The sequence below is a fragment of the Paenirhizobium cremeum genome (assembly GCF_047553425.1).
Classification (GTDB): Bacteria; Pseudomonadota; Alphaproteobacteria; order Rhizobiales; family Rhizobiaceae; genus Allorhizobium; species Allorhizobium cremeum.
On record NZ_CP180217.1, the window covers coordinates 1,675,073 to 1,699,822 of the forward strand.

Annotated in this window: 20 protein-coding genes; 7 read left to right on the forward strand and 13 right to left on the reverse strand. The window is 62.9% G+C overall.

From position 1 onward, the window contains the following. The first annotated feature begins 130 nt into the window (after positions 1 to 130). The 5 genes from bmt to ACLBKR_RS08480 all read left to right on the forward strand — a co-directional run bounded on the left by bmt (position 131) and on the right by ACLBKR_RS08480 (position 5,112). Positions 131 to 1,147 (forward strand): betaine--homocysteine S-methyltransferase, encoded by a 1,017-nt coding sequence (gene bmt / locus ACLBKR_RS08460; protein WP_414901374.1) that lies wholly within the window; start codon positions 131 to 133, stop codon positions 1,145 to 1,147. A gap of 139 nt (positions 1,148 to 1,286) precedes the next feature. Continuing rightward, positions 1,287 to 1,640 (forward strand): hypothetical protein, encoded by a 354-nt coding sequence (locus tag ACLBKR_RS08465; protein WP_113341040.1) that lies wholly within the window; start codon positions 1,287 to 1,289, stop codon positions 1,638 to 1,640. A gap of 257 nt (positions 1,641 to 1,897) precedes the next feature. Beyond that, the gene (locus ACLBKR_RS08470; RefSeq protein ID WP_414901376.1) at positions 1,898 to 3,193 is read left to right on the forward strand and encodes an efflux RND transporter periplasmic adaptor subunit; all 1,296 of its coding nucleotides are present in this window, start codon (positions 1,898 to 1,900) and stop codon (positions 3,191 to 3,193) included. A 10-nt stretch (positions 3,194 to 3,203) separates the two neighbouring features. Further along, positions 3,204 to 3,917, forward strand: coding sequence for an ABC transporter ATP-binding protein (locus ACLBKR_RS08475; protein WP_112831439.1), 714 nt, complete (start codon positions 3,204 to 3,206; stop codon positions 3,915 to 3,917). After that, complete coding sequence (locus ACLBKR_RS08480) at positions 3,907 to 5,112, forward strand: ABC transporter permease (protein WP_113341042.1); 1,206 nt, start codon at positions 3,907 to 3,909, stop codon at positions 5,110 to 5,112. The genes ACLBKR_RS08475 and ACLBKR_RS08480 overlap by 11 nt, the downstream gene beginning before the upstream one ends. Positions 5,113 to 5,139: 27 nt before the next feature. Here ACLBKR_RS08480 and mfd read toward each other — a convergent pair whose 3' ends face one another. Together mfd and ACLBKR_RS08490 are read right to left on the reverse strand one after the other, a co-directional pair. Further along, positions 5,140 to 8,655 carry a transcription-repair coupling factor gene (gene mfd / locus ACLBKR_RS08485; RefSeq protein ID WP_414901380.1) on the reverse strand — a complete coding sequence of 1,172 codons (3,516 nt, stop codon included), beginning with the start codon at positions 8,653 to 8,655 and terminating at the stop codon, positions 5,140 to 5,142. Continuing rightward, positions 8,652 to 8,969: a succinate dehydrogenase assembly factor 2 gene (locus ACLBKR_RS08490; protein ID WP_112831435.1), complete on the reverse strand. Its 318-nt coding sequence runs from the start codon at positions 8,967 to 8,969 to the stop codon at positions 8,652 to 8,654. The genes mfd and ACLBKR_RS08490 overlap by 4 nt, the downstream gene beginning before the upstream one ends. A 98-nt stretch (positions 8,970 to 9,067) precedes the next feature. Here ACLBKR_RS08490 and recG point away from each other — a divergent pair, with 98 nt between their 5' ends. Next, entirely contained in the window at positions 9,068 to 11,173 is a 2,106-nt protein-coding gene (gene recG, locus ACLBKR_RS08495; RefSeq protein ID WP_112831434.1) for an ATP-dependent DNA helicase RecG, read from the forward strand. A 29-nt stretch (positions 11,174 to 11,202) separates the two neighbouring features. Here recG and ACLBKR_RS08500 read toward each other — a convergent pair whose 3' ends face one another. From ACLBKR_RS08500 to pcsA, 9 genes are all read right to left on the reverse strand, one after another. Beyond that, a complete protein-coding gene (locus ACLBKR_RS08500; RefSeq protein ID WP_112831433.1) occupies positions 11,203 to 11,889 on the reverse strand; it encodes a DUF502 domain-containing protein in 687 nt (228 codons plus the stop codon). A gap of 10 nt (positions 11,890 to 11,899) precedes the next feature. Beyond that, positions 11,900 to 12,403, reverse strand: coding sequence for a GNAT family N-acetyltransferase (locus ACLBKR_RS08505; RefSeq protein ID WP_414901383.1), 504 nt, complete (start codon positions 12,401 to 12,403; stop codon positions 11,900 to 11,902). After that, a complete protein-coding gene (gene glmS / locus ACLBKR_RS08510) occupies positions 12,400 to 14,226 on the reverse strand; it encodes a glutamine--fructose-6-phosphate transaminase (isomerizing) (protein WP_414901385.1) in 1,827 nt (608 codons plus the stop codon). The genes ACLBKR_RS08505 and glmS overlap by 4 nt, the downstream gene beginning before the upstream one ends. Positions 14,227 to 14,335: 109 nt before the next feature. Beyond that, positions 14,336 to 15,697, reverse strand: a complete 1,362-nt coding sequence (gene glmU / locus ACLBKR_RS08515; protein WP_414901387.1) for a bifunctional UDP-N-acetylglucosamine diphosphorylase/glucosamine-1-phosphate N-acetyltransferase GlmU — start codon at positions 15,695 to 15,697, stop codon at positions 14,336 to 14,338. 133 nt (positions 15,698 to 15,830) lie between these two features. Beyond that, entirely contained in the window at positions 15,831 to 16,904 is a 1,074-nt protein-coding gene (locus ACLBKR_RS08520; RefSeq protein WP_414901389.1) for a BMP family ABC transporter substrate-binding protein, read from the reverse strand. Between the two features lie 37 nt (positions 16,905 to 16,941). After that, complete coding sequence (locus tag ACLBKR_RS08525) at positions 16,942 to 17,862, reverse strand: ABC transporter permease (protein ID WP_113457863.1); 921 nt, start codon at positions 17,860 to 17,862, stop codon at positions 16,942 to 16,944. Next, positions 17,859 to 18,950 carry an ABC transporter permease gene (locus ACLBKR_RS08530; protein WP_113457864.1) on the reverse strand — a complete coding sequence of 364 codons (1,092 nt, stop codon included), beginning with the start codon at positions 18,948 to 18,950 and terminating at the stop codon, positions 17,859 to 17,861. Before ACLBKR_RS08530 ends, ACLBKR_RS08525 begins: the two co-directional genes overlap by 4 nt. Next, positions 18,940 to 20,487 carry an ABC transporter ATP-binding protein gene (locus ACLBKR_RS08535; protein WP_113341049.1) on the reverse strand — a complete coding sequence of 516 codons (1,548 nt, stop codon included), beginning with the start codon at positions 20,485 to 20,487 and terminating at the stop codon, positions 18,940 to 18,942. Before ACLBKR_RS08535 ends, ACLBKR_RS08530 begins: the two co-directional genes overlap by 11 nt. Before the next feature lie 138 nt (positions 20,488 to 20,625). Beyond that, on the reverse strand, positions 20,626 to 21,366 hold the full coding sequence (gene pcsA, locus ACLBKR_RS08540) for a phosphatidylcholine synthase (RefSeq protein WP_112831425.1): 741 nt from the start codon (positions 21,364 to 21,366) through the stop codon (positions 20,626 to 20,628). 194 nt (positions 21,367 to 21,560) lie between these two features. Between pcsA and ACLBKR_RS08545 the strand changes: the two genes are divergently transcribed. Further along, positions 21,561 to 22,763 (forward strand): UbiH/UbiF family hydroxylase, encoded by a 1,203-nt coding sequence (locus tag ACLBKR_RS08545; protein ID WP_113438273.1) that lies wholly within the window; start codon positions 21,561 to 21,563, stop codon positions 22,761 to 22,763. On the opposite strand, the gene ACLBKR_RS08550 is transcribed toward ACLBKR_RS08545, so the two are convergent. Both ACLBKR_RS08550 and ACLBKR_RS08555 read right to left on the reverse strand, forming a co-directional pair. Then, positions 22,740 to 23,702 (reverse strand): AEC family transporter, encoded by a 963-nt coding sequence (locus ACLBKR_RS08550; protein ID WP_113438206.1) that lies wholly within the window; start codon positions 23,700 to 23,702, stop codon positions 22,740 to 22,742. The two genes, ACLBKR_RS08545 and ACLBKR_RS08550, sit on opposite strands and share 24 nt — an antisense overlap. 157 nt (positions 23,703 to 23,859) lie before the next feature. Then, positions 23,860 to 24,609, reverse strand: a complete 750-nt coding sequence (locus tag ACLBKR_RS08555) for a cytochrome c biogenesis CcdA family protein (RefSeq protein ID WP_113438205.1) — start codon at positions 24,607 to 24,609, stop codon at positions 23,860 to 23,862. Positions 24,610 to 24,750 lie beyond the last annotated feature (141 nt).

A 24,750-nucleotide genomic window follows, 5' to 3' on the forward strand; every position in this document is an offset into this window, starting at 1 on the left:
TCGCGGGATCGATATTCACGAACCGTAAAGCCCCGCGCGCATCCCGTGCCGGGGCTTTTTCGCGCCAGCCATTGCAGTCATATAAAGATTTCTTTATATGGTGGTGCATATGAGATCAGAGGACAGAACCATGGCGACCGCCACCAATCCGCTTTCCGCACTCCTGGCCGAGAAGGGCGTTCTGCTCGCCGACGGCGCCACCGGCACCAATCTCTTCGCTATGGGGCTGGAGGCTGGCGAGGCGCCGGAGCTCTGGAACGAGAGCCAGCCGGAAAAGATCGTCAAGCTCCATCAGGATTTCGTCGATGCGGGCGCTGATATCATCCTGACCAATTCCTTCGGCGGCACGCGCCACCGTCTGAAGCTGCACAAGGCGGAGGATCGGGTCTTCGGGCTCAACAGGAAGGCGGCCGAAATCGCCCGCTCGGTTGCCGACAAGGTGCCGCGCAAGGTGATCGTCGGCGGCTCGGTCGGGCCGACGGGTGAACTGCTGCAGCCGCTTGGCGCGCTGACCTTCGAGGATGCGGTCGCCGCCTTCGCCGAACAGATGGAAGGCTTGAAGGCCGGTGGCATCGATATCGCCTGGATCGAGACCATGTCGTCGCCGGAGGAGATCCGCGCGGCGGCCGAGGCGGCCGTCAAGGTTGGCCTGCCCTACATCTATACCGGCTCCTTCGACACCGCCGGCCGCACCATGATGGGCCTTGATCCCAAGGATATCCATGGTGTTGCAAAGGATATTGGCGATGGTCCGGTGGCTGTCGGCGCCAATTGCGGCGTAGGCGCCTCCGACATTCTGGCCAGCCTTCTGGACATGACGGCCGCCGATCCGGCAGCGACGGTCATCGTCAAGGGCAATTGCGGCATCCCGGAATTCCGTGGCTCGGAAATTCATTATTCCGGCACGCCGCCTCTAATGGCGGAATATGCAAAGCTTGCGCGCGATGCCGGGGCGAAGATCATCGGCGGCTGCTGCGGCACCTCGTGCAATCACCTTGCCGCCATGCGTTCGTCGCTCGACAGCTATACACCGGGGCCCCGTCCGACCATCGAGACCATCGTCGAGCGAATCGGACCGCTGCGCAACAAGACGGCCTCCCAATCGGGTGAGCAGGAAGGCGGCCGTCGCAGCCGCCGTCGCGGCTGATCCGCGGCACCTGGCAATGCCGGCTTTGCCGGCATCGCTCCGTCTGGCGGAGGTCCACGGCAAGGCTCGGGCAATCTTCGGATGGTCTTGAAGTGTTCAGGCCGTTGAACCAAACCGACAGCAAGGAGGGAGACAGTCCATGTCCGCCCAGCAGACACGTTTTCCGGATCGCGAAACCGTTGCCGACAAGCTTTCTGGCATGAGTGAGGCCGACCGGAACTTTCTCGCCCTTCTGTTCGAAAACCCGCAGCAGGACGATTGCCTGCTCGAAGGCCTTTACCTCTATCTGGACCGCGCATCCGAGGCCCGGTTCCTGAACAGCCTCAAGCTCGAGCGCTCGGGCGAATGGCTTGGCCAGAATGCACCCTCGCGGCTGCAGATGCGGCTGACGGAGGCCGCACGATCGAGCCAGCATCCCGCCTATATTGCTTTCCGTAACGGCCTGACACGATCCGGCGGTCTTGAGCGGGCCTATCCGAAAGCGGCGGTATAACCGTCTTCCTCTTTTCGCGCTTCGCGGGAAATCGTCGTCCGTCCCGCTCGGGTGGCGGCCCCGTTCGTGTGTCCGTCCACCATTACCAAGAATTCACTTCAAACCGGCCGACGACTGTGGGACACAGCGAGTAGGTTCGCGCAACCCGGTTGAGTGTCGATCCCCGGAAAGCAATCTTCAGGGGAAGTTGACACGGGTCAATACCGGCTGCGGTTTCATGCGGTACCGATACGCGAGACAACGAAAACGGGTCAGAAATGAGCAGCGACGACGACAGCACCAAGGCCACCCCAACCCCCGTGGACAGCGGCGACCTCGCAGCCATTCTTGCAAGCGGCGGCAAACGCGGAGGTGGCAGGCGCTGGCTGTGGCGGGGGCTTGCGGCCGCTGCGATCATCGGTGCGGGATATGGCTATTACCTCTACAGCAGCGAGGCGACGGCCTACACTTACACCACCTCTGCAGCAAAGAAGGGAGACCTCACGGTCATCGTGACGGCAACAGGTTCTGTCGAGCCGACGGTGCAGGTGGATGTATCGAGCGAGCAGTCCGGCACGGTGCGCGAAGTGCTGGCCGATTACAACAGCACTGTTCGGAAGGGCGAGGTGATCGCACGTCTCGATACCGCGAAGTTCGAGGCCGACGTCAAGAGCGCCGAAGCCGCCCTGCTCGCGTCCAAGGCGGCCGTTGCCAAGGCCGTGGCCGACATGAATTCCGCGCAGGTCTCGCTGGAACGGCAAAAAAGCCTGGTCGGCAACCGTGTGTCCACCCAGCAGGATCTCGATTCGGCCCGCTATACCTACGAGGCGGCCGTCGCGACGAAGGAAAGCGCCGAAGCCAACGTTCTCGCGGCCGAGGCGGAACTGGAACAGTCGAGGGTTACCCTCTCGAAAGCGACGATCATATCGCCGATCGACGGTATCGTCCTGTCGCGTGATGTCGATCCGGGCGCCACCGTTGCCGCGTCCCTCGAAGCGCCGACCCTTTTCAACATTGCCGGCGACCTCAAGGAAATGGAATTGCAGGTCGATATAGACGAGGCCGATGTGGGCCAGGTGGCGGTCGGTCAGAAGGCCACCTTCACTGTCGACGCCTTCCCGGACAAGCGCTTTCCCGCGGAAATCACCCAGATCCGTTATGCGTCGGAGACGGTCAATGACGTGGTCACCTATATGGGCATACTGGCGGTGCACAACAACGACCTGCTGCTCCGCCAGGGCATGACGGCCACCGCCGATATCGTGGTGCAGTCGATCAAGGATGCGCTGCTCGTGCCGAACACCGCCCTGCGCTATACGCCGCCGGAAAACCTGACGGCGAAGAGCAGCGGCGGAGGTGGTATGTTCAGCCTGTTCCGTCCGCCGCGCATGGGTTCGATCACGGCTCCGGAACCGGCCGGCGGGGAGCGTACCGTCTGGGTCATGCGCAACAATGTTCCGACCGCAATCAACATCAAAATCGGTTCCAGCGACGGACAGAATACGGTCGTGACCAAGGGTGACCTCTCCGAAGGCGATCTGCTGATTACCGACGCCACGGCGAAGAGCGGTTGAAGGCGGCCCCATGGCGACCCCTCCCCTCATCGAGTTCAAGCAGGTATCGAAGACCTACGGACGCGGAGAAGCGACGATCCGTGCGCTGGACCGCATCGACCTGACCATCGAGAAGCATGAGTTCGTGGCGATCATGGGTCCTTCCGGTTCGGGAAAGTCGACCGCCATGAACATCCTCGGCTGGCTGGACGTCCCGACGTCAGGCGAATACCTGTTCCAGGGGATCGCCACCTCGGGGCTGGATCGCAGCCAGCATACGTTGCTGCGGCGCCACATGCTGGGCTTCGTGTTCCAGGGTTTCAACCTTCTCGCCCGCACCTCGGCCGTCGAGAATGTCGAACTGCCGCTGATCTATCGCGGCATGGAGGCGCGCGAGCGTCGGCGTCTGGCGGAAGTCGCGCTGGCGCAGGTCGGCCTTGCGGGGCGCGAACACCATACGACGCAGGAGCTTTCCGGCGGCCAGCAGCAGCGCGTCGCGATCGCGAGGGCGATCGTCACCAGCCCGGCGGTCCTGCTGGCGGATGAGCCCACGGGCAACCTTGACACCAAGACCAGCCGCGAGATCATGGAACTCATCACCGGCCTTAACCGCGAGCAAGGCATCACGGTCATCATGGTGACCCATGAGGACGACATCGCCGCCTATGCCAGGCGCAACCTGCGCTTCGTCGACGGACGTCTCCAGAGCGACAGCCTGAACGGAGTTCGCGCCGATGTTTCTTGAGACCGTCAAACTGGCCCTGAGGGCGATCGGGCGAAACATGCTTCGCTCGTTCCTGACCGTTCTGGGCGTGGTGATCGGCGTTGCCGCCGTCATCGCCATGGTAACGATCGGCAATGGCACGACGGCGCAGGTCTCGGCTGAAATCTCCAAGCTCGGCACCAATCTTCTCTTCGTGCGCCCCGGGCAGTTCGGCCCGGGCCGTGCCAGCACGGAAGCGAAGAAATTCACCGAACGGGATATTCAGGCCATCGAGGACCAGGTCGGCGGGCTTCGGGCCGTGGCCGGCGTCAACCAGTCGACCCAGACCGTCATCTTCGGCGGCGAGAACCACTCGACCACGGTCACCGGCACCACCAGCGATTATTTCGTTGCGCAGGATTGGGACCTTGCCAAGGGCCGCACCTTCCTCGTTTCGGAGGAGCGCGGCGGACAGTCGGTCTGCGTGATCGGCGAAACCATCCGCAATGAGCTGTTCGGTTCGACGCCCGCGCTTGAGCAGAACATTCGCGTCGGCACGATCTCCTGCCAGGTTATCGGCATACTCGCGAAAAAGGGCCAGAGCGGCATGGGCAATGACCAGGACGATATCGTCGTCATGCCCCTCAAGGTCTTCCAGCGTCGCATCGGCGGATCGAGTGACGTGTCGAGCGTGATCCTTTCGGCGAAGGACGGCGTTTCCACATCCAAGGTGCAGGCCGATGTCGAGCGCTTGCTGCGCGAGCGGCGCAAGATCATCGCCGGTCGCGAGGACGATTTCACCGTCAACGACATGACCCAGATGGCCGCGACGCTCACCGGGACAACCACCTTGATGACCGGCCTTCTCGGCGCGGTCGCCGCCGTCAGCCTTCTCGTCGGAGGCATCGGCATCATGAACATCATGCTGGTGTCGGTGACCGAGCGGACCCGCGAGATCGGCATTCGTCTCGCCATCGGTGCGCTGGAACAGCAGGTGCTGATGCAGTTTCTCGTCGAGGCGGTGACGCTCTCGCTTGCCGGCGGGATCATCGGCATCCTGCTCGGCCTCGGCCTCGCCTATGGAGCGGTAAGCTATATGGGTGTGCCTTTCGTCACCAGCCCCTCCATTATCCTGCTGGCCTTCGCCTTCTCTGCCGCAATCGGCATGGTCTTCGGCTATTTCCCTGCGAGACGGGCGGCTCAGCTCAACCCAATCGACGCGCTGAGGCACGAATAGGCGGAAGAGTCTGGGGGCCGGCGCGTATCACGCCGATGTTGCAAGCTGCGCAAGCTGCGTCATCACCATCGCTGCGCCTGCCAGACGCTTGTCCGGCGTCGGCAGGTCGCGGGTGAGGAAGACGCTCTGGTCCGGGCGGATCTTCGCCATGGTGCCCTGCTTGGCGATGAAGCCGACGAGAGCAGCCGGGTTCGGGAATTCCTTGTTGCGGAACTGCACGACCACGCCTTTCGGACCGGCTTCCAGCTTTTCGACGTTGGCCTTGCGGCAGAGCGCTTTGATGTAGACCACCTTGAGCAGGCTCTGCACTTCGGGAGGCAGCGGTCCGAACCGGTCGATCATTTCCGCGCCGAAGGCGTCGATGTCGCCGAGTTCGGTGAGCTCGCCGAGACGACGGTAAAGGCCGAGGCGCAGATGCAGGTCCGGCACGTAATCGTCCGGGATCATCACCGACGTGCCGACGGAGATCTGCGGCGACCAGCCGGTATCGGCCACTTCATCGATACCCTTCACTTCCGCCACGGCCTCCTCCAGCATCTGCTGGTAAAGCTCGAAGCCGACTTCTTTGATGTGGCCGGACTGTTCTTCGCCCAGCAGGTTACCCGCGCCGCGAATGTCGAGGTCGTGGCTTGCAAGCTGGAATCCGGCGCCGAGCGTATCGAGCGACTGCAGGACCTTGAGGCGACGTTCGGCCGTGGTCGTCAGCACCTTGTTGACGGGAAGCGTCAGGAGCGCGAAGGCGCGCACCTTGGAACGCCCGACGCGCCCGCGCAACTGATAGAGCTGCGCCAGGCCGAACATGTCGGCGCGATGCACGATGAGAGTGTTGGCAGTCGGCACGTCAAGGCCGGACTCGACGATGGTGGTCGACAGCAGCACGTCGTACTTGCCGTCGTAGAAGGCGTTCATGATGTCTTCGAGTTCACCCGCCGGCATCTGGCCATGAGCGATGGCGACCTTCAGTTCCGGCACGTCGGACTGCAGGAAGGCCTGGATATCCGCGAGATCGGCAAGCCGCGGGCAGACGTAGAAGCTCTGGCCGCCGCGATAATGCTCGCGCATCAGGGTTTCGCGGATCACGAGCGGATCGAAGGGCGAGATGAAGGTGCGCACCGCCATGCGGTCGACCGGCGGCGTGGTAATCAACGAAAGTTCGCGCACGCCGGTCATGGCAAGCTGCAGCGTCCGCGGGATCGGGGTCGCCGAAAGCGTCAGCACATGCACGTCGGTCTTCAGTTCCTTCAGCCGCTCCTTGTGCTTGACGCCGAAGTGCTGCTCCTCGTCGATGATGAGAAGTCCGAGATTGGCAAACTGGATACCCGCGCCGAGCAGCGCATGGGTGCCGACCACGACATCGGTCTTGCCTTCCGCAACCTCCTTCTTCACGAGGTTGAGCTCCTTCGTACCCACCAGACGGGATGCCTGCTGCACCCGGATCGGCAGGCCGCGGAAGCGCTCGGAAAACGTCTTGAAATGCTGGCGGGCAAGGAGTGTCGTCGGAACGACGACGGCGACCTGTATGCCGTTCATGGCGGCGATGAAGGCGGCACGCAGCGCCACTTCGGTCTTGCCGAAACCGACATCGCCGCAGACCAGCCGGTCCATCGGCCGGCCGGCGCCGAGATCGCCCCGCACCGCCTCGATCGCGTTCAGCTGGTCTTCCGTCTCGTCATAGGGGAAACGGGCGGCGAATTCGTCGTAAAGGCCTTCCTGCGTCGTCAGAACCGGTGCGGTGCGTGTCATGCGCTCGGCAGCGACCCGGATCAGGGCGCCCGCCATGTCGAGCAGCCGCTTCTTGAGCTTGGCCTTGCGCATCTGCCATGCGCCGCCACCGAGCTTGTCGAGCTGCGCGTCACTCGCCTCGGAGCCGTACCGCGACAGAAGATCGATGTTCTCGACCGGAAGGAACAGCTTGGCGTCGTCGGCATATTGCAGTTCGAGGCAGGCATGCGGAGCGCCGGCGGCCTCGATGGTGCGAAGGCCGACGAAACGGCCGATGCCGTGTTCGGCATGAACGACGATCGAGCCCTCGTCGAGGCCCGCCACTTCCGAAATGAAGTCGGCTGCCCGCTTGCGCCGCTTGGAACGGCGCACCATGCGGTCGCCGAGAATGTCCTGTTCGCCGACGACGACGAGATCGCCGGATTCGAAACCGCCTTCCAGGCTGAGAACGGCCGTTGCCGCCTCGCCCTTCTTCAGGCCGTCAATGTCCTTGAGGGCTGCAATCTGCTTGAGATTGGCGAGCCCGTGCTCGGCGAGCACCTGCAGCAATCGGTCGAGCGAGCCTTCCGACCAGCCGGTAATCAGCACCTTGGAGCCGGAAGCCCTCTTATCGGCGATGTATTTCACCGCCTGGTCGAAGACGTTCACACGCGCCTGACCGTCAGCCTCTCCGGCCTCGACCGCATTCTTCGCCCAGCGGGGGCCCGGCCGCGCCGGTATCTCGATCACCCGGCGCGCTTCACCGTCATGTTCGGCAAAGGGTGTGAGCCGCAGGGGTTCATGTGCATCCAGCATGCGTGCGAATTCGCCGGCGCCGAGATAGAGCCGTTCGGGCGGTACCGGCTTGTAGGGCGTGCCCTGCCCCAGATGGCCCTTGCCGGGAGTCCCGGAATTCAGTCGCGCCTCGTAATAGTCGCGGATCAGCTTGGCGCGTTCTTCCGCCGCTTCCTTCACCGTATGGTCGGTGACGATGCGGAAGCCTCGAAGATAGTCGAATACCGTTTCCAGATGATCGTGGAACAGCGGCAGCCAGTGTTCCATGCCGGCGTAGCGGCGTCCTTCGGAGACGGCGGAATAAAGCGCATCGTCGCGGGTCGCCGCGCCGAACAGCGAAAGGTAGTTCTTGCGGAAACGGCTGATGCTTTCCGGGGTCAGCGTCACCTCGCTCATCGGATTGAGATCGAGGGATCGCGCCTGTCCGGTGGTGCGCTGGCTGGCCGGATCGAAGAAACGGATGCTTTCCAGCGTATCGCCGAAGAAATCGAGGCGAACCGGTTCCTCCGAGCCCGGCACGAAGACGTCGAGAATGCCGCCGCGGACGGCGAACTCGCCGACCTCGCGCACTGTCGGCACCCGGTCGAAGCCGTTGCGTTCGAGCCTTGCTGCGATATCGTCCATCCGCACCTGGTTGCCGGGCTTGGCGGAAAACGCCAGATGCTCGATCACGTCGGCCGGCGCGAGCTTCTGCAGCATGGCGTTGACAGTGACGAGGACGATGGCCGGATGCGGCTTCCTCGCATGCGCGATCAGCCCGGACAAGGCGGCGAGACGGCGTGCCGAGACATCGGCCGATGGCGATACTCGGTCATAGGGCAGGCAGTCCCAGGCGGGTAACGTCAGAACCGGAATATCCGGCGCGGCGAAGCCGAGCATCTGTTCGATATCGGCCATGCGCTGGCCGTCCGACAGCACAAAGGCGACAGGCTGCCCCTGCCGCGCAATCTCGGCGATCAGGAACGCGACCATGCCATCCGGCACATGCGAGATCGTCAGCCCGGACCTGGCGGCGGCGATCGTCTTGGCATCGAGTAGCGAGATCATTCCGGGCGTCCGGCGGTGTCCATGGTAACCGGCGAGAAATCTGGGCGACAGGCCATGATCCGCTCGAAGAGCGGGGTCTTCAGGTGATCCGGAACGGGGGCCGCTTCCGTGATCCACTTGATGAGGTCCTGATCTTCCTCGGCCATGATGCGCTCCAGCTCGTCGAGCGTCGCCTCATCCATCGTGCCGATTTCCGCTTCCGCGAACTGTCCGAGGATCAGGTCCATCTCGCGAATGCCGCGATGCCAGCAGCGAAACAGAATGCGACGGCGGCGCGGATCGAGATCGGCACTGCTGAGGGTCAATCCTGTCATGTCGAAACACCTTCCTGTTGATGCGCCTCTATAGCCGCTCGATCGGGAAATGTCAGCCTTGCCAAGGCGGTAATTCTCGGGCCATTTTGGCGCCCATCATGCGGCCAGCGCTTCTCGACCCCCTGTTTTCCTCCGTTGCCTCGCTTTCCGGCGTTGGGCCCAAGCTTGCGCAATTGCTGGCGAGCCTGCTGGGCCGGGAGGACGTCGAGGATGCGCGCGTCGTGGATCTCCTGTTTCTGGCGCCTCACCGGCTGATCGATCGCCGCAACCAGCCCGGCATCGCCCTTGCCCCGCAGGGCGCTATCGTCACCGTGACCGGCCGTGTCGACCGCCACCAGCCGCCGCCGCGCGGCAAGTCCAACATGCCCTATCGCGTCTTCCTGCACGATCCGACCGGCGAACTGGCGCTGACCTTCTTCCGCGCCAAGGGCAACTGGCTGGAAAAGGCGCTGCCGATCGATGAGGAGGTCATAGTCTCCGGCAAGATCGACTGGTTCAACGGCCGTCCCTCCATGGTGCATCCCGACGTGATGATGAAGGCGAGCGAGGCGGAGAACCTGCCGCTGGTCGAGCCGGTTTATCCGCTGACGGCCGGCCTGTCGCCCAAGGTGCTGCGCAAGGCGGTGGAGCATGCGCTGGAGCGCGTTCCCGACCTGCCGGAATGGGCCGATCCCGCCTTGACCGTCCAGCAGTCCTTCCCGACGCCGAGGGAAAGTTTCCGCCAGTTGCATCATCCCCGCGATGCGGCCGACGTCGATCCTCAGGCGCCTGCCCGTCGACGGCTCGCCTATGACGAGTTCCTTGCAGGCCAGGTATCGCTGGCGCTCGTTCGCCAGCGCCTGCGCAAGGTGCCCGGCACGCCGGTTCGTCCGAATGGAGAATTGTCGTCGAAGATATTGGCCGCCCTGCCCTTTTCCCCGACTCGCAGCCAGACGGAAGCGATGGGCGATATCCTCAAGGACATGGGTTCCGATACCCGCATGCTGCGCCTGCTGCAGGGTGATGTCGGCGCCGGCAAGACGCTGGTTGCCCTGCTTGCCATGGCGGCTGTCGTCGAAAGCGGCGGACAGGCGGTGCTGATGGCCCCGACGGAAATCCTCGCCCGTCAGCACTATGCGACGGTCTCGAAATTCGCCGCCGCAGCAGGCCTCCGTATCGAGGTCCTGACCGGCCGCACCAAGGGCCGCGAGCGCGATACGATCACCGAACGCATAGCCTCCGGTGAAGCCCAGATCGTCATCGGTACCCATGCGCTCTTTCAGGACACGGTGAGCTACAAGAACCTCATGCTGGCCGTTGTCGACGAGCAGCATCGCTTCGGCGTGCATCAGCGCCTGCGGTTGACCGCCAAGGGCATCTCGCCCCACATGCTGGTGATGACGGCAACGCCGATCCCGCGCACGCTGGTGCTGGCCGCCTTCGGCGACATGGATGTGTCCAAGCTCACGGAAAAACCCGCCGGCCGCAAGCCGATCCAGACGGTGACCGTATCGAGCGAGCGCACCGGCGAGATCGTCGACCGGCTGCGCGCTGCCATTGCCGATGGCAAGAAAGCCTACTGGATCTGCCCGCTGGTCGAGGAATCCGATGTTTCCGACCTGATGTCGGCCGAGGAGCGCCATGCGGTGCTTTCGAAAGCCATCGGCGCGCCTATCGGTCTCGTCCATGGCCGCATGAGCGGCCCGGAAAAGGATGCGGCCATGCTTGCCTTCAAGTCGGGCGAGACCCGCCTTTTGGTGGCGACCACGGTCGTCGAGGTCGGCGTGGACGTTCCCGACGCATCGATCATGGTGATCGAACACGCCGAGCGTTTCGGTCTGGCACAATTACATCAGCTCCGTGGCCGCGTCGGTCGCGGCGACGAGGCATCGACCTGCATCCTGCTCTACAAGGGACCGCTGTCGGAGAACGGCCGCGCCCGCCTCTCGGTGCTGCGTGACAGCGAGGACGGTTTTCTCATTGCAGAAGAGGACCTGAAGCTGCGGGGCGAAGGCGAATTGCTCGGCACCCGTCAGTCCGGAACGCCCGGCTTCAAGATCGCCAGCCTCGAGGCCCATGCCGATCTTCTGGACATCGCCCGCAAGGATGCGAGCTATCTTCTGGAGCGCGACCCCGATCTGGAAAGCCCCCGCGGTCAGGCAATCCGGGTACTTCTCTACCTCCATCGCAGGGACGAGGCGATAAGGTTTTTGAGGGCGGGATAGGATCTCGAAATTGCCTTTTGACTCCGGCATTACGCCGCCGGTTTCGAGACCTTCGGCGTATTGTCCCTTGACGCCGGCCATTCCGGTATCACGAGGCCGCCTGAAATCAGCAGCTTGGCCCCCTCCTCCGGCGTCATGTCGAGCATCTTGATCTTGTCGCGTGGCACGAACATCAGGAAACCTGCAGTCGGCACCGGTGTTGGCGGCAGGAAGACGGCAACCATCTCAACGCCGTCCTCGTTCAGCTTTGCGGCGATTTCTCCCTGGGCATCGGTCGCGATGAACACGAGCGCCCACATGCCCGGGCTTGGAAACTCGATCAGGCCGACCTTCTTGAACGAGGACGACTGGTCCTTCAGCACGCTTTCGAAGATCTGCTTGACACTCTTATAGATGGTGCGGACGAGCGGCGTGCGATGGAAGATCTGCTCGCCGAAATCGACGATCGACCGGCCGATCAGGTTCTTGCCGAGAAAGCCGATCAGCGTGATGACGACCAGCGCGATCAGCAGGCCGAGCCCCGGTACCGCGAATTTCAGGTAGCTTTCCGGGTTGTAGCGCTCGGGGATATAGGGCTTCACCCAGCTGTCCGCCCAGTGGATGAAGGTCCAGGTCAGCCAGATGGTGATCGTCACCGGCGCGCAGATGATGAGGCCGGTCAGGAAATTGTTTCTGAGCCGCGTTGCGACGGAGATGCGGTCGGAAGTCTCGTTCATCGCTCGCTGTCTATGTTGCGTCGCCGTAAAATCCCGGATGGAAGGCGACAATGCCGGAGGGTACTGGCCCACGCAAGGGCAATGCCAGTAAATATTCCGGTGAAACCCCCTCCACTTTCAGGGTCGGGCAGGAAGCAAAGCCGAAGCGCTTGTAATAGTCGGGATAGCCGACAAGGATGCAGCCTCGGGCATTGAGCGCCTTCAGGCGCCGCAGTCCTTCGTTGATAAGGGCGGAGCCGATGCCCTGTCTCTGTCGATCGGGTTTTACCGACACCGGTCCGAGCCCGTACCACCCGGTCTCACCGCTCGGGAACGTCACCGGCGAAAAGGCGACATGACCGACGATCTCGCCGGCCTCCTCTGCAACCAGGGAAACCGTCAGGGCACGGGCAGTGCGCAGCCGTTCGATGATCTGTGGCTCCGTCTGGTCGCTGTAGGGCATGTCGGCAAAGGCAGCCGCGGTGACGTCCCCGATCGCAGCTTCGTCACCGGCCGCCTCGTCCCGGATCATCATTCCACGGTGACCGACTTGGCGAGATTGCGTGGCTGGTCGACGTCGGTCCCCATGAAGACCGCCGTGTGATAGGCAAGCAACTGGATCGGCAGGGCGAAAACCATCGGCGAGATGATCTCGGCGACGTTGGGCAGCACGATGGTCGCCATGGTCTCAAGCTTGGAGGCTGCCGCCCCCTTCTCGTCGGTGATAAAGATGATCCGGCCACCGCGGGCCGCCACTTCCTGCATGTTGGAAACCGTCTTCTCGAAGAAGCGGTCGTAGGGCGCGATCACGATCACCGGCATGTTTTCGTCGATCAGCGCGATCGGGCCATGCTTCAGTTCCCCGGCCGCATAGCCCTCTGCGTGGATATAGGAGATTTCCTTGAGTTTCAGCGCGCCTTCCATGGCGAGCGGGAAGCTTGTGCCGCGGCCGAGATAGAGCACGTCCTTGAACTTGGACAGGTCGCGGGCGAGGCTTTCCATCTGCGGCTGGATGCTGTTCAGCACCTGGCTCATGATGCGCGGCATTTCGGAGAGGCTCTTGACCAGTTGCTTCTCTTCCTCAGGCGAAACGGTGCCGCGCGCCTTGCCGGCGGCAATTGCAAGCGAGGCGAGCACTGCGAGCTGGCAGGTGAAGGCCTTGGTCGAGGCGACGCCGATTTCCGGGCCGGCGAGGATCGGGAAGATCGCATCGGATTCCCGGGCGATGGTCGATTCCTTGACGTTGACGATCGCGCCGATCTTCAGGCCCTGCTCATGGCAGTAGCGCAAGGAAGCGAGCGTATCCGCGGTCTCGCCGGACTGCGAGATGAACAGCGCCGCCTGATCCTTGTAGAGCGGCATTTCGCGGTAACGGAATTCGGAGGCGACGTCGATCTCCACTGGCAGGCGGGCATAATGTTCGAACCAGTACTTGCCGACGAGGCCCGAGAGATAGGCCGTGCCGCAGGCCGAAACGGCAAGCCCGCGCAGGGACTTGAAGTCGATGGCCGCATCGACCGGCTTTACCGTGTGGCCGTGGAAGTCGACATAGTTCGAAAGCGCGTGGGAGATCACTTCCGGCTGTTCGTAGATTTCCTTTTCCATGAAATGCCGGTGGTTGCCCTTGTCGACGACGAAAGCGGTCGCCTGCGAGATCTGGTGCGGGCGTTCGACCGGATTGCCGGCGAAGTCGATGATCTCGGCGCCATTCCGGTGCAGGATCGCGCAGTCGCCATCGACCAGATAGGCGATCTCGTTGGTGAAGGGAGCAAGCGCAATGGCGTCGGAGCCGAGGAACATCTCGCCCTTGCCGAAGCCGACCGCCAGCGGAGGTCCGAAACGCGCGGCCATGATCGTGTCGGGATCGTCGGCGAACATCACGACCAGCGCATAGGCGCCGGTGACTTGGTTCAGCATCGCAAGCATCGCCGCACGGTTGTCGAGACCCTGCCGGCGGTACTTCGCGATCAGTTGGGCGACGACTTCCGTATCGGTCTGGGTGGAGAACACGGCGCCGTCGGCGATCAGTTCGTCCTTGAGTTCGGAGAAATTCTCGATGATGCCGTTGTGCACCACGGCGACGCCATCGACGAAATGCGGATGGGCATTGGTTTCGTTCGGCACGCCATGGGTCGCCCAGCGGGTGTGAGCGATGCCGATGGTGCCGGGGAGCGGTTCGCCATCGAGCTTCTTTTCCAGATTGAAGAGCTTGCCCTCGGCCCGACGGCGCTCCATCACGCCGTTGTCGATGGTCGCGACGCCGGCGGAATCATAACCGCGATATTCGAGCCGCTTCAGCGCATCGACGAGGCGTTCCGCAACCGGCTGGTTACCGACAATACCGACAATACCGCACATAGATTTCTCCGTCTGGGTGAACTCGTGCGCCAGTCCTATCGCTTTTCGCGATTTCCGCAATCGGACCGGCGGTCACATTCGGTTTCGCTGCGTTACGCAACCGCAGCATTCAGGATTTGCCGGCACGGGCGGCCTTCAGTGCCTGATTGCGTTCGCGGATTGCCTTGGCGCGTTCCGGCTTGATTTCCTGCCGGGCGCGTCCGAGCGCCAGCGCATCGGCCGGAACGTCCTCTGTAATGACGCTGCCGGAGGCGACGAACGCATCGTCCCCGACGGATACGGGCGCCACCAGAGCCGAGTTGGAGCCGATGAAGGCGCGCGCCCCGATATGGGTCTCGTGCTTGTTGATGCCGTCGTAGTTGCAGGTGATCGTGCCGGCGCCGATATTGGCGTCCGCACCGACCGTCGCGTCGCCGATATAGGTCAAGTGATTGACCTTGGCGCCCTTGCCGATCTCGGCCTTCTTCACCTCGCAGAAATTGCCGACCTTGGAGCCTTCCGCCAGATTGGCGCCGGGCCTCAGGCGCGCAAAGGGTCCGACCGATGCGCCGGCCGCCACATGGGCGCCCTCGATATGCGAAAAGGCATGGATGACAGCGCCCCCCTCGATCACCACGCCGGGCCCGAAGACGACGTTCGGCTCGATCAGGGTATCCTGTCCGATCACCGTGTCGTACGAGAGGAAAACGGTTTCCGGCGCGATCATCGAAACGCCGGAAATCATCAGTTCATGCCGGCGACGTTCCTGCCACAGGCGTTCGATGGCAGCGAGTTCCGCGCGATTGTTGCAGCCGGTCAATTCGGCCTCCGGTGCGTCGACGGCGACCGTGCGACCGCCAAGCGCGCGGGCGATTTCAACGATATCGGTCAGGTAATATTCACCTTTGGCGTTGGCATTGCCGATCCGCGAAAGAAGATCGAGCGCCTTCTTGCCGTCGATTGCCATCAGTCCGCTGTTGCACCATGTGACGGCGCGCTCTTCCTCGCTCGCATCCTTTTCCTCGCGAATGGCGACGAGCTCGCCGTTTTCGACGAGGAGACGGCCGTAGCCGGTCGGCCTGTCGGTGTGGAAGCCGATGACGGCGACGTCGTTGCCCTTCGCCAGCGCCTCGCGCGCGGCGATCAGCGGTGCGGCGGTAATCAGCGGCACATCGCCATAGGCGACGAGGATATCGTCATAGCCGCGGAAAATCGCCTCGCGAGCCGCCAGCACCGCATGACCGGTGCCGAGCCGCTCCGTCTGCACGAAGGGCGTGACGTCGACGCCCGCGACGCTCGCGGCCTTCGCAACCTTTTCCGCATCGCGGCCGACGACGAGAGCGACGTCCGCGATACCCGAAGCGGCGATGGTGGCCATCACATGGGCGATCATCGGCCGGCCCGCCACCGGATGCAGCACCTTCGACATCGAGGACTTCATGCGGGTGCTTTCGCCTGCGGCGAGGATGACGGCGAGACAGCTGCGGCTCATGGTTGCTCCGGCAAGGTTCCGATTCAGGAAATTGTTGTTCGGCCCGGTACATAGCAGCAAGGCTTCACCGGAACAAAGAACAAAAAGGGCGCCGCAGGACGGCGCCCTTTTCAAAAATCATTGCGGCCTGAAATTATTGCGGCAGCTTGTCGTCGACGCCTTCGACATAGAAGTTCATGCCGAGCAGCGTGCCGTCATCGGCTTTCTCGCCTTCCTTCAGCCACGGCGAGCCGTCCTGCTTGTTGATCGGGCCGGTGAACGGATGCAGTTCGCCCGACTTGATCTTGGCTTCGGTCGCTTCGGCCAGCGCCTTCACGTCATCCGGCATGTTGGTGTACGGCGCCATCGTCAGGATACCGTCCTTCAGCCCGTCCCAGCTCTGCTGCGTCTTCCAGGTGCCGTCGAGAAGCGCCTGGGTGCGCTTGATGTAATAGGCGGCCCAGGTGTCCTTGATCGCGGTCAACTGGGTGTTCGGACCGGCGGCGATCATGTCGGAAGCCTGGCCGAAGGCCTTGATGCCGCGCTCCTGTGCAACCTGCATCGGGGCGGTGGTGTCGGTGTGCTGGGTCAGGATGTCGACGCCCTGGTCGATGAGAGCCTTGGCGGCGTCAGCCTCCTTGCCCGGGTCGAACCATGTGTTGGCCCAGATGACCTTCATCTTGAAGTTCGGGTTGACCGACTTGGCGCCAAGTTCGAAGGCGTTGATGCCCATCACGACTTCCGGGATCGGGAAGGAGGCGATGTAGCCTGCGAGGCCCTTTTCGGACACCTTGCCGGCGATGACGCCCTGAATGTAGCGACCTTCATAGAAGCGGGAATTGTAGGTTGCGACGTTGTCGGCGGTCTTGAAGCCGGTTGCGTGCTCGAACTTCACGTCGGGGAACTTGGCGGCAACCTTGATGGTCGCGTCCATGAAGCCAAAGGACGTGGTGAAGATCAGCTTGCAGTCGGAACGGGCAAGACGCTCGATGGCGCGCTCGGCGTCCGGACCTTCCGGAACGCTTTCGAGGAACGGCGTGTCGATCTTGTCGCCGAAGTGAGCCTGCAGCTCCTGCCGGGCGATGTCATGCGCCTGCGTCCAGCCGCCGTCGGTCTTGGTGCCGACATAGACGAAGCAGACCTTGGTCTTGTCTTCCGCTGCGGCGGTGCCGGCGAGACCGCCGAGCGCGGCGGTCGTGGCAGCCAGTGCCAGAAACAGTTTCTTCATGATAACCCCTATCCTGGTTTGTTGATTTTGTTGAACTTTACCGATCCGGCACGAAAGGCTTGCCAAGCGAGGCCGGTGTGTTGATGAGCGTCGTGCGCCGATTATGGGAAATTATAATCAGGACGACAATGGTCGCTGCATAGGGCAGCGCCGAGAGAAACTGCGAGGGTAAACCAATGCCGAATGCCTGCGCATGCAATTGCCCGATCGTGACGGCGCCGAAGAGATAGCCGCCGGCCAGCAGCCGCCAGGGCCGCCAGGAGGCGAAGACCACCAGCGCGAGCGCGATCCAGCCGCGTCCTGCGGACATGTTCTCCACCCATTGGGGCGTATAGACGAGCGAAAGTTGCGCGCCGGCGAGACCCGCGCAGGCGCCGCCAAACATGACGGCGAGATAGCGGGTACGGATCACATGGATGCCGAGCGTATGCGCCGAGGCGTGATTGTCGCCGATGGCGCGCAGCTTGAGCCCCGCCCGCGTCGCGAACAGGAACCAATTGACCCCGACGACCAGCAAAATCGACAGGTAGAAGATCAGGTCCTGCTTGAACAGCAGCGGCCCGAGGAAGGGAATGTCGGCAAGCAGCGGAATGGTGATCGGCTGCAGCTTGACGCCCGGCACGCCGACGAAGCTCTCGCCCAGCATGCCCGAGACGCCGAGGCCCAGAATGGTCAGCGCAAGGCCGGTTGCCACCTGGTTGGCGACAAGCGTGAGCGTCAGGAAACCGAAGAGCAGCGAGAAGACGGCACCCGAAGCGATTCCGGCGAGAATGCCGAGAAACGGGGAACCGGTTGTGTGGGCGGCTGCAAAGGCACAGACCGCGCCGATAATCATCATCCCCTCGACGCCGAGGTTGAGCACGCCCGAGCGTTCGGTGACGAGTTCGCCGAGTGCGGCGATGACCAGAGGCGTGGAGGCGGTGATGACGGTGAGGAGGATGGCTTCCAGAATCATCATGCACCTTTGCCGATCACAGACCGGGCCTTGGACGCCACGATCCGGATCTTGTAGTGGATCAACGTGTCGCAGGAGAGCACGAAGAACAGCAGCAGTCCCTGAAAGACGCGGGTCACCTTGTCGGACACCCCGATCGAAAGCTGAGCCCCCTCGCCGCCGAGATAGGTCAGGGCCAGCACGAGGCCGGCAGCGATGATGCCGAGCGGATTGAGCCTGCCGAGGAAGGCGACGATGATCGCCGTGAAGCCGTAGCCCGGCGAAATCGACGGCTGCAGGTGTCCGATGGAACCGGAGACCTCGGAAATCCCGGCAAGTCCGGCAAAGGCACCCGAAAGCAGCATCGAGAACCACACCATGCCGCGGGACGAGAAGCCGGCGAAGCGCCCTGCCCGTTCCGACTGTCCGAGCACCACGACCTGAAAACCCTTCAGCGTGTAGCGCATCATGAACCAGATGCCGACGGCGGCAATGATGGCGAAGGCAAAGCCCCAATGGGCGCGGCCGGAGGCAAGCATCTCGGGGAGCACGGCTTCCGTCACGAAGCTGCGGCTCTGGGGAAAGTTGTAGCCCTGCGGGTCGCGCCACGCGCCGCGCACCAGCCAGTCGAGGAAGAGCTGCGCGATATAGACCAGCATCAGGCTGGTCAGGATCTCATTGGTGTTGAAGCGGGTTTTGAGCAGCGCCGGAATGGCGGCGTAAAGCGCGCCGCCGAGTGCCCCCATCGCCATCATCAGCGGCAGCAGCAGCGGCGAGTGCCATTCGTAGAAGACGACCGGAAGGAACGAACCGGTGATCGCGCCGATGGTGAACTGCCCTTCCGCGCCGATATTCCAGTTGTTCGAGCGATAACAGATCGATAGCCCCACCGCGATCAGGATCAGCGGGCCGGCCTTGATCGCAAGCTCGTGCAGCGACCAGACCTCGAGCAGCGGTTCGATGAAGAAGCTGTAGAGCGCCGATACCGGGTCCTTGCCCAGCAGCGCGAACATCACGCCCCCGAAGAACACCGTCAGCGCCAGCGCCAGCAGCGGCGAAACGATGGCGAACAGGCCCGACATGCGGGCGCGCTTTTCGAGTTCAATGCGCATCGGCAGTCTCCAGCCCGTGCATGCCGCCCATCAGCAGGCCGATCTTTTCGCGTGTCATCGTTGCCGCCGGATAGGCCTCGGACAGCTTGCCCTCGGAAATGGCGGCAATGCTCGTCGCCACTTCGAAGATCTCGTCGAGATCCTGGCTGATGACCACCACGGCGGAACCAGAGCGGGCAAGATTGACGATCGCCTGCCGGATGCGGCTGGCCGCCCCTGCATCCACGCCCCAGGTCGGCTGATTGACCACCAGGACCGCCGGCTGCCGGTCGAGTTCGCGACCGACGATGAATTTCTGCAGGTTGCCGCCGGAAAGCGAACCGGCGGCCGGATCGACGCCGCTCTTGCGTACATCCATCGCCTCGGAAATCCGCTGCGCCGCCTTGCGAACCGTGTCGTGGCGGATGAGCTTCAACGCTCCCCCGGCGAGAAAGGCCTGGGCGTCGGAACGATTGCGCGCAAGCAGCAGGTTGTCCGACAGCGAAAGCGCCGGAACCGCGGCATGGCCGTGACGCTCCTCGGGAACGAAGCCGGCGCCCATCAGCCTGCGCGCCGAGATGCCCAGCCGCCCGACCGCCCGGTCGCGAATCCGGACAGCCTCGTTGTCATCGACCGCATGCTCGCCCGAAAGCGCGTCGAAAAGCTCGCCCTGACCGTTGCCGGCGACACCCGCGATCGCCAGCACCTCGCCGGCTCTGACCCTGAGGGATACGTCCTTGAGCGCCATTGCAAAGGGTGTGCGCGGGCTGACCGACAGGTGCCGCGTCTCCAGCAGCACTTCGCCGGTCGGCGTGTCGTCGTCGCGATGCACGCCGGCCACCTCCGAACCCACCATCATGCGGGCAAGCGAGGCTGGCGTCTCCGCGCGCGGATCGCACTGGCCCGTCACCTTGCCATGGCGCAGAACCGTGGCGCCATCGCAGATGCGCTGAACCTCTTCCAGCCTGTGGCTGATATAAAGCACCGAGCGCCCTTCGGCCTTGAGCTTGAACAGGGTTTCGAACAGCTTGTCGGCTTCTTGCGGGGTGAGGACCGATGTGGGCTCGTCGAGAATAATCAGCCGTGGGTTCTGCAGAAGCGCGCGCACGATCTCGATGCGCTGGCGTTCGCCCACGGAGAGATCGGCCACATGGGCCTCCGGATCGAGCGGCAGGCCATAGGCCGTGGAAAGCTCGGCGGCCTTCTTCGAGATTTCGGAGATCGATACGGCTTCGTCGAGCGCCAGCGCGATGTTTTCCGCAACCGTCAGCGCCTCGAACAGCGAAAAATGCTGGAAGACCATGCCGATGCCGAGCTTGCGGGCGGCAGCCGGAGACGGGATGGAGACTTGCTCGCCCTGCCAGGAAATCGTGCCGGCGGATGGCGCGAGAATGCCGAACAGCATCTTGACCAGGGTCGATTTGCCGGCGCCGTTCTCGCCGAGCAGCGCATGGATTTCGCCACGGCGGATATTCAGGTCGATGCCGTTGCAAGCGGTGAAGCTGCCGAACAGTTTGGTAAGCCCCTGCACTGCAAGAAGCGAATCGGCCGCCGTCATGTCGGTATTCGACACGTGTCCCCCTTGTTATTGTCCCCGGATCTTGTCCCTGGTCCGGATCGATGCCGTCATATTGATAACGCGTTTGCCGCGTCCGGCAACTGATGTCGCAGACTTTTTAGGTTTTTTTGCACTGCATTATCGGTGCTTGATGCGCCGGCTGCCGAGAGCCGGGAAGAGCTGCAGCACACCGCCGATGCAATAGAGGTAGAGGCCGGACGCGGAGAAGGCGATCTTCAGCCAGAACGGCGTCTGGAAATGCAGGAGCAGCGCATAGATCCCGAGCGCGCTCCACAAGAGAAACAGGCCGAGATTGAGAGGGCGCAGACGCTCGACACGCACCGGATGCAGGAAGTGGATCGGCAGGAAGGTCAGGATGACGGAGATCGTCACGATGATAAGCGCGGTATTGGCATCCGCATCTATGACGAAGAGGGTGAAGATGACCATGTTCCAGACGACCGGAAAGCCCGAGAAGAAGTACTCGTCTGTCTTCATGCCGGTATCGGCATAATAGATCGCGCTCGACACGACGATCATGCCCGCCGCGACGAAGGACCAGGGCTCCCCGATCATGCCGCTCTGGTAAAGCGCGAACGCCGGCAGGAGTACATAGGTGACGTAGTCGATGATATTGTCCAGCGTGTCGCCGGACCAGTTCGGCAGCACGTCCTTGACGCGCACCTTGCGGGCGATCGGCCCGTCGATGCCATCGACGAGAAGCGCAAGGCCAAGCCACCAGAACATGTCGACGAATCGCTGTTCGGCTGCGGCGACGACACCGAGGAACGCGAGGAAGGAGCCCGATGCTGTCAGGATATGGACGGAGAAGGCACGGATTTCGGCATAAGGAACCCGCCGGTAATTGAAGATCTTCATGTTCGCCGTGTCGCCCCCTTCAGACTGCGCATCGGTATCCGATGAAATCCGCGCTTTTGCAACTGCAAGCGCGTGGCCTCCTGTGTTTTGTCAAGGTTCCTCCGGCCATCCGGCGGTGCGATGCGCCAAATCGGCCCATGGATTTCGCCGGTTCACCAGACTAGAATGCATGTCGGAAGAATTGGATGCATGACATGACACATTTCGATATCGCCGTAGTCGGCGGAGGGCTCGCCGGTTCCGTTGCCGCTATCGCGCTCGCACGGGCGGGACGCAGCGTCGCCCTGATTGCGCCGAAGGCGGCGGCGACCGATGGCCGCACAACGGCGCTGATGGATCAGTCGATCCGCATGATGGAGCGGCTTGGCCTGTGGGACGCAATTCTGCCGCATGCGGCAGCGCTTTCGACGATGCAGATCATCGACGGTACGAAGCGACTTTTGCGCGCCCCGACCGTCGCCTTCCGCAGCGCGGAAATCGGGTTGGAAGCCTTTGGCTACAATATTCCCAACACTGCGTTGAACGATGTCTTGGGCAAGGCCGTGGAGGCCGAAACCCGGATCGCGGTTTTCCGTTCCATCGCAGAGGACATTGCTGTCGATGCCGACAGGGTCAGGATCGCGCTTGCCGGCGGTGAGGAACTGGAGGCCGATTTCGTCATCGGCGCCGACGGCCGCAAATCGAAGACGCGTGAGGCGGCGGGCGTCGGTGTCCGCACATGGTCCTATCCGCAGACGGCGGTGGTGCTGAATTTCGCCCACACGCTGCCGCATCAGAACATCTCGACCGAATTCCATGGCGAGAGCGGTCCTTTCACCCAGGTGCCCCTGCCCGGTTTACGCTCCAGCCTCGTCTGGGTGGTCGACCCAAAGGAGGCCGAGCGTCTGCTGGGTCTTTCCCTCGCCGCCCTTTCCGAGGCGGTCGAAACCCGCATGCAGTCCATGCTGGGCAAAGTCACCGTCGAGGAAGGCGTTCAGGCCTGGCCGCTTTCCGGCATGACCGCCAATCGTTACGGCAAGGGCCGCGCGGCCTTCATCGGCGAAGCCGGCCATGCCTTTCCGCCGATCGGCGCACAGGGTCTGAACCTCAGCCTTCGCGATATCGCCACGCTTGAAGATATTCTCACGGACCGCTCTGGCGCTCGTATCGACGCCCGCGCCGGCGATCGTTTCGACGGACGTCGCAAGCTCGATGTATTGTCGCGCACGGCAAGCGTCGATCTCCTGAACCGTTCGCTTTTGTCCAGCCTGTTGCCGGTCCAGATGCTGCGCGCCACCGGCCTGCAGATCCTTGCAAGCTTCGCACCGCTCCGAAATCTGGTGATGCATGAGGGCGTTGCGCCCGGCCACAGCCTTAGCGCCTTCCCGAATTTCCTACGGGAAAAGATCCGGCGGTAAGGCGCCGGATTTGATCGCGTAGAGCAGGCCCGAGACCGACAGCACCGAAATGAGCGTCGTAATCAGGATCGTCGCCGAGGCGCGCTCCTGCCAGACCCCGTATTGCTGGCCGATCACGAAGACATTGGTGGCCGTTGGCAGCGATGCGAGCAGCACCGCGGTATAGACCCACAGCGGGTCGAAATTGCCGGCAAGGCTCAGCACGAGATAAACAAGCAGCGGATGGATCAGGAGCTTGATTGGAACGATGTAGCCGAGCTCGACGGGAACGCGCTTCAGGGGCCTGAGCGCCAGCGTCACACCCATCGCGAACAAGGCGCAAGGCGCGGCCGCCTGCGCCAGATAGTCGATCAGCCGCTGCAGCGCGAGCGGCGGTTCGAACGACAGTGCGGCGGCAAGAAAACCGATGGCCGTTGCGATGATGAAAGGGTGATAGGCGATCTTCCTCGCCACATCGAGCGCCACCCGCGCGGGCCGGCGTTCCTCCCCGCCGGCAAAGGCCATCAGCGCGGGGGCAGCGATGAAATGGGCAGCGTTCTCGAAGCAGAAAATCAGCGCCACCGGCACGGTCGCCGCTTCTCCGAAGGCAAGCAACGCAAGACCGGGACCCATGTAACCGATGTTGCCGTAAGCACCGGCGAGCGCCTGTACCGTGCAATCGGCGATCGAATTGCCGCGCACGAGCCTTCCGATCAGGAAGACCAGCAGGAAGATCCCGTAGGTAGCGGCCATCGCGGCGGCGATGAAATCGATACGGGTCAGTTCGGAGATCGGCGTGCGCGAAACCAGCTTGAAGAACAGCGACGGCAGCGAGACATAGATGACGAAGAAGTTCAGCCAGCCGAGCGCGCCGGCTTCATGCTTCGACAGCTTTCCGGAAATATAGCCGATCAGGATCAGCCCGAAGAAGGGCAGAACCAGCGCGATGATGTCCCCCATGGCCGCCTCTCCTCCACGCCCCCGGCCGGTCGCATGCGACCTATATAGCAAATCCAGCAAAAGTGGGAACCGGTTTTGCGTCCGGAGTTGCGTGAAAACAAAGAGATAGAGCATTGGAGGCGAGACTGTTTTCGCCGGAAATGCTCTATCTTTTGGCTTAGCCGATTTGCGAGAGGATTGGAAAGGTCTGCTGGAACCAGATCGCCAGATTGGAGACGAAGCCGAACATGAAGGCGAGGCCCGTCAACACGAGCAGCGCGCCCATTGTCTTTTCGACGAGGCCGAGATGGCGACGAAATCGCGAGAGAAAACGCATGAAGGCGCCGGAAAAGGCGGCCGCGATCCAGAACGGCACGGCGAGACCGAGCGAATAAATGGCAAGCAGCAAGGCCCCTTCGCCAACCGTATCGCGCGAGGCGGCGACGCCGAGGATCGCCCCCAGCACCGGTCCGATGCAGGGTGTCCAGCCGAAGGCGAAGGCGAGCCCCATGATATAGGCGCCCGAAAGGGTCGCCGGCTTGCCGCCCCCTGAAAAGCGCATTTCGCTCGACAGCAGTCCGATTCGGAAAAGGCCGAGGAAATTCAAGCCCATGACGATGATGATGAGGCCGCCGATCTTGGACAGGAGGTCGAGATGCTGCCGGAGCATCGTACCGATCGTCGAAGCCCCGGCCCCGAGCGCGACGAACACGGTCGCGAAGCCGAGCGTGAAGATGAAGGCGGAGAGCATGACCGCTCGCCGCGCCCGCGCATCGCCCTTGCTTGTCGCGCCGGTCCTGAACTGGTCGACGGAAATGCCCGCCATGTAGCAGAGATAAGGCGGCACCAGAGGCAGGACGCAGGGGGAAAGAAACGAAAGCGCACCGGCAAGCAAGGCACTGACGAAGGAAATCTCGGCTATGGACACGAAAGGCGGCTCCGCTGCGGGCTGTTTCCGCCCTTCCTAACGCCGCTCCGCACCGCTTGCCAATCACCTTTGCGTTCGCTGCGACAATCATGCATTTTAGCGCGTGAGAGCGCAATTTTTCGGGTTGACCCGGCGAGGTCA

Coding starts and splice junctions, on each gene's coding strand:
- glmU (WP_414901387.1), bottom strand. CDS start 15,697: ATGAGCCGCAGCTGTCTCGCCGTCATCCTCGCCGCAGGCGAAAGCACC.
- glmS (WP_414901385.1), bottom strand. CDS start 14,226: ATGTGCGGTATTGTCGGTATTGTCGGTAACCAGCCGGTTGCGGAACGC.
- ACLBKR_RS08480 (WP_113341042.1), top strand. CDS start 3,907: ATGTTTCTTGAGACCGTCAAACTGGCCCTGAGGGCGATCGGGCGAAAC.
- pcsA (WP_112831425.1), bottom strand. CDS start 21,366: ATGAAGATCTTCAATTACCGGCGGGTTCCTTATGCCGAAATCCGTGCC.
- ACLBKR_RS08500 (WP_112831433.1), bottom strand. CDS start 11,889: ATGAACGAGACTTCCGACCGCATCTCCGTCGCAACGCGGCTCAGAAAC.
- ACLBKR_RS08475 (WP_112831439.1), top strand. CDS start 3,204: ATGGCGACCCCTCCCCTCATCGAGTTCAAGCAGGTATCGAAGACCTAC.
- ACLBKR_RS08525 (WP_113457863.1), bottom strand. CDS start 17,862: ATGATGATTCTGGAAGCCATCCTCCTCACCGTCATCACCGCCTCCACG.
- ACLBKR_RS08545 (WP_113438273.1), top strand. CDS start 21,561: ATGACACATTTCGATATCGCCGTAGTCGGCGGAGGGCTCGCCGGTTCC.
- ACLBKR_RS08490 (WP_112831435.1), bottom strand. CDS start 8,969: ATGACAGGATTGACCCTCAGCAGTGCCGATCTCGATCCGCGCCGCCGT.
- mfd (WP_414901380.1), bottom strand. CDS start 8,655: ATGATCTCGCTACTCGATGCCAAGACGATCGCCGCCGCCAGGTCCGGG.
- ACLBKR_RS08535 (WP_113341049.1), bottom strand. CDS start 20,487: ATGACGGCGGCCGATTCGCTTCTTGCAGTGCAGGGGCTTACCAAACTG.
- bmt (WP_414901374.1), top strand. CDS start 131: ATGGCGACCGCCACCAATCCGCTTTCCGCACTCCTGGCCGAGAAGGGC.
- ACLBKR_RS08550 (WP_113438206.1), bottom strand. CDS start 23,702: ATGGGGGACATCATCGCGCTGGTTCTGCCCTTCTTCGGGCTGATCCTG.
- recG (WP_112831434.1), top strand. CDS start 9,068: ATGCGGCCAGCGCTTCTCGACCCCCTGTTTTCCTCCGTTGCCTCGCTT.
- ACLBKR_RS08505 (WP_414901383.1), bottom strand. CDS start 12,403: ATGATGATCCGGGACGAGGCGGCCGGTGACGAAGCTGCGATCGGGGAC.
- ACLBKR_RS08470 (WP_414901376.1), top strand. CDS start 1,898: ATGAGCAGCGACGACGACAGCACCAAGGCCACCCCAACCCCCGTGGAC.
- ACLBKR_RS08530 (WP_113457864.1), bottom strand. CDS start 18,950: ATGCGCATTGAACTCGAAAAGCGCGCCCGCATGTCGGGCCTGTTCGCC.
- ACLBKR_RS08465 (WP_113341040.1), top strand. CDS start 1,287: ATGTCCGCCCAGCAGACACGTTTTCCGGATCGCGAAACCGTTGCCGAC.
- ACLBKR_RS08520 (WP_414901389.1), bottom strand. CDS start 16,904: ATGAAGAAACTGTTTCTGGCACTGGCTGCCACGACCGCCGCGCTCGGC.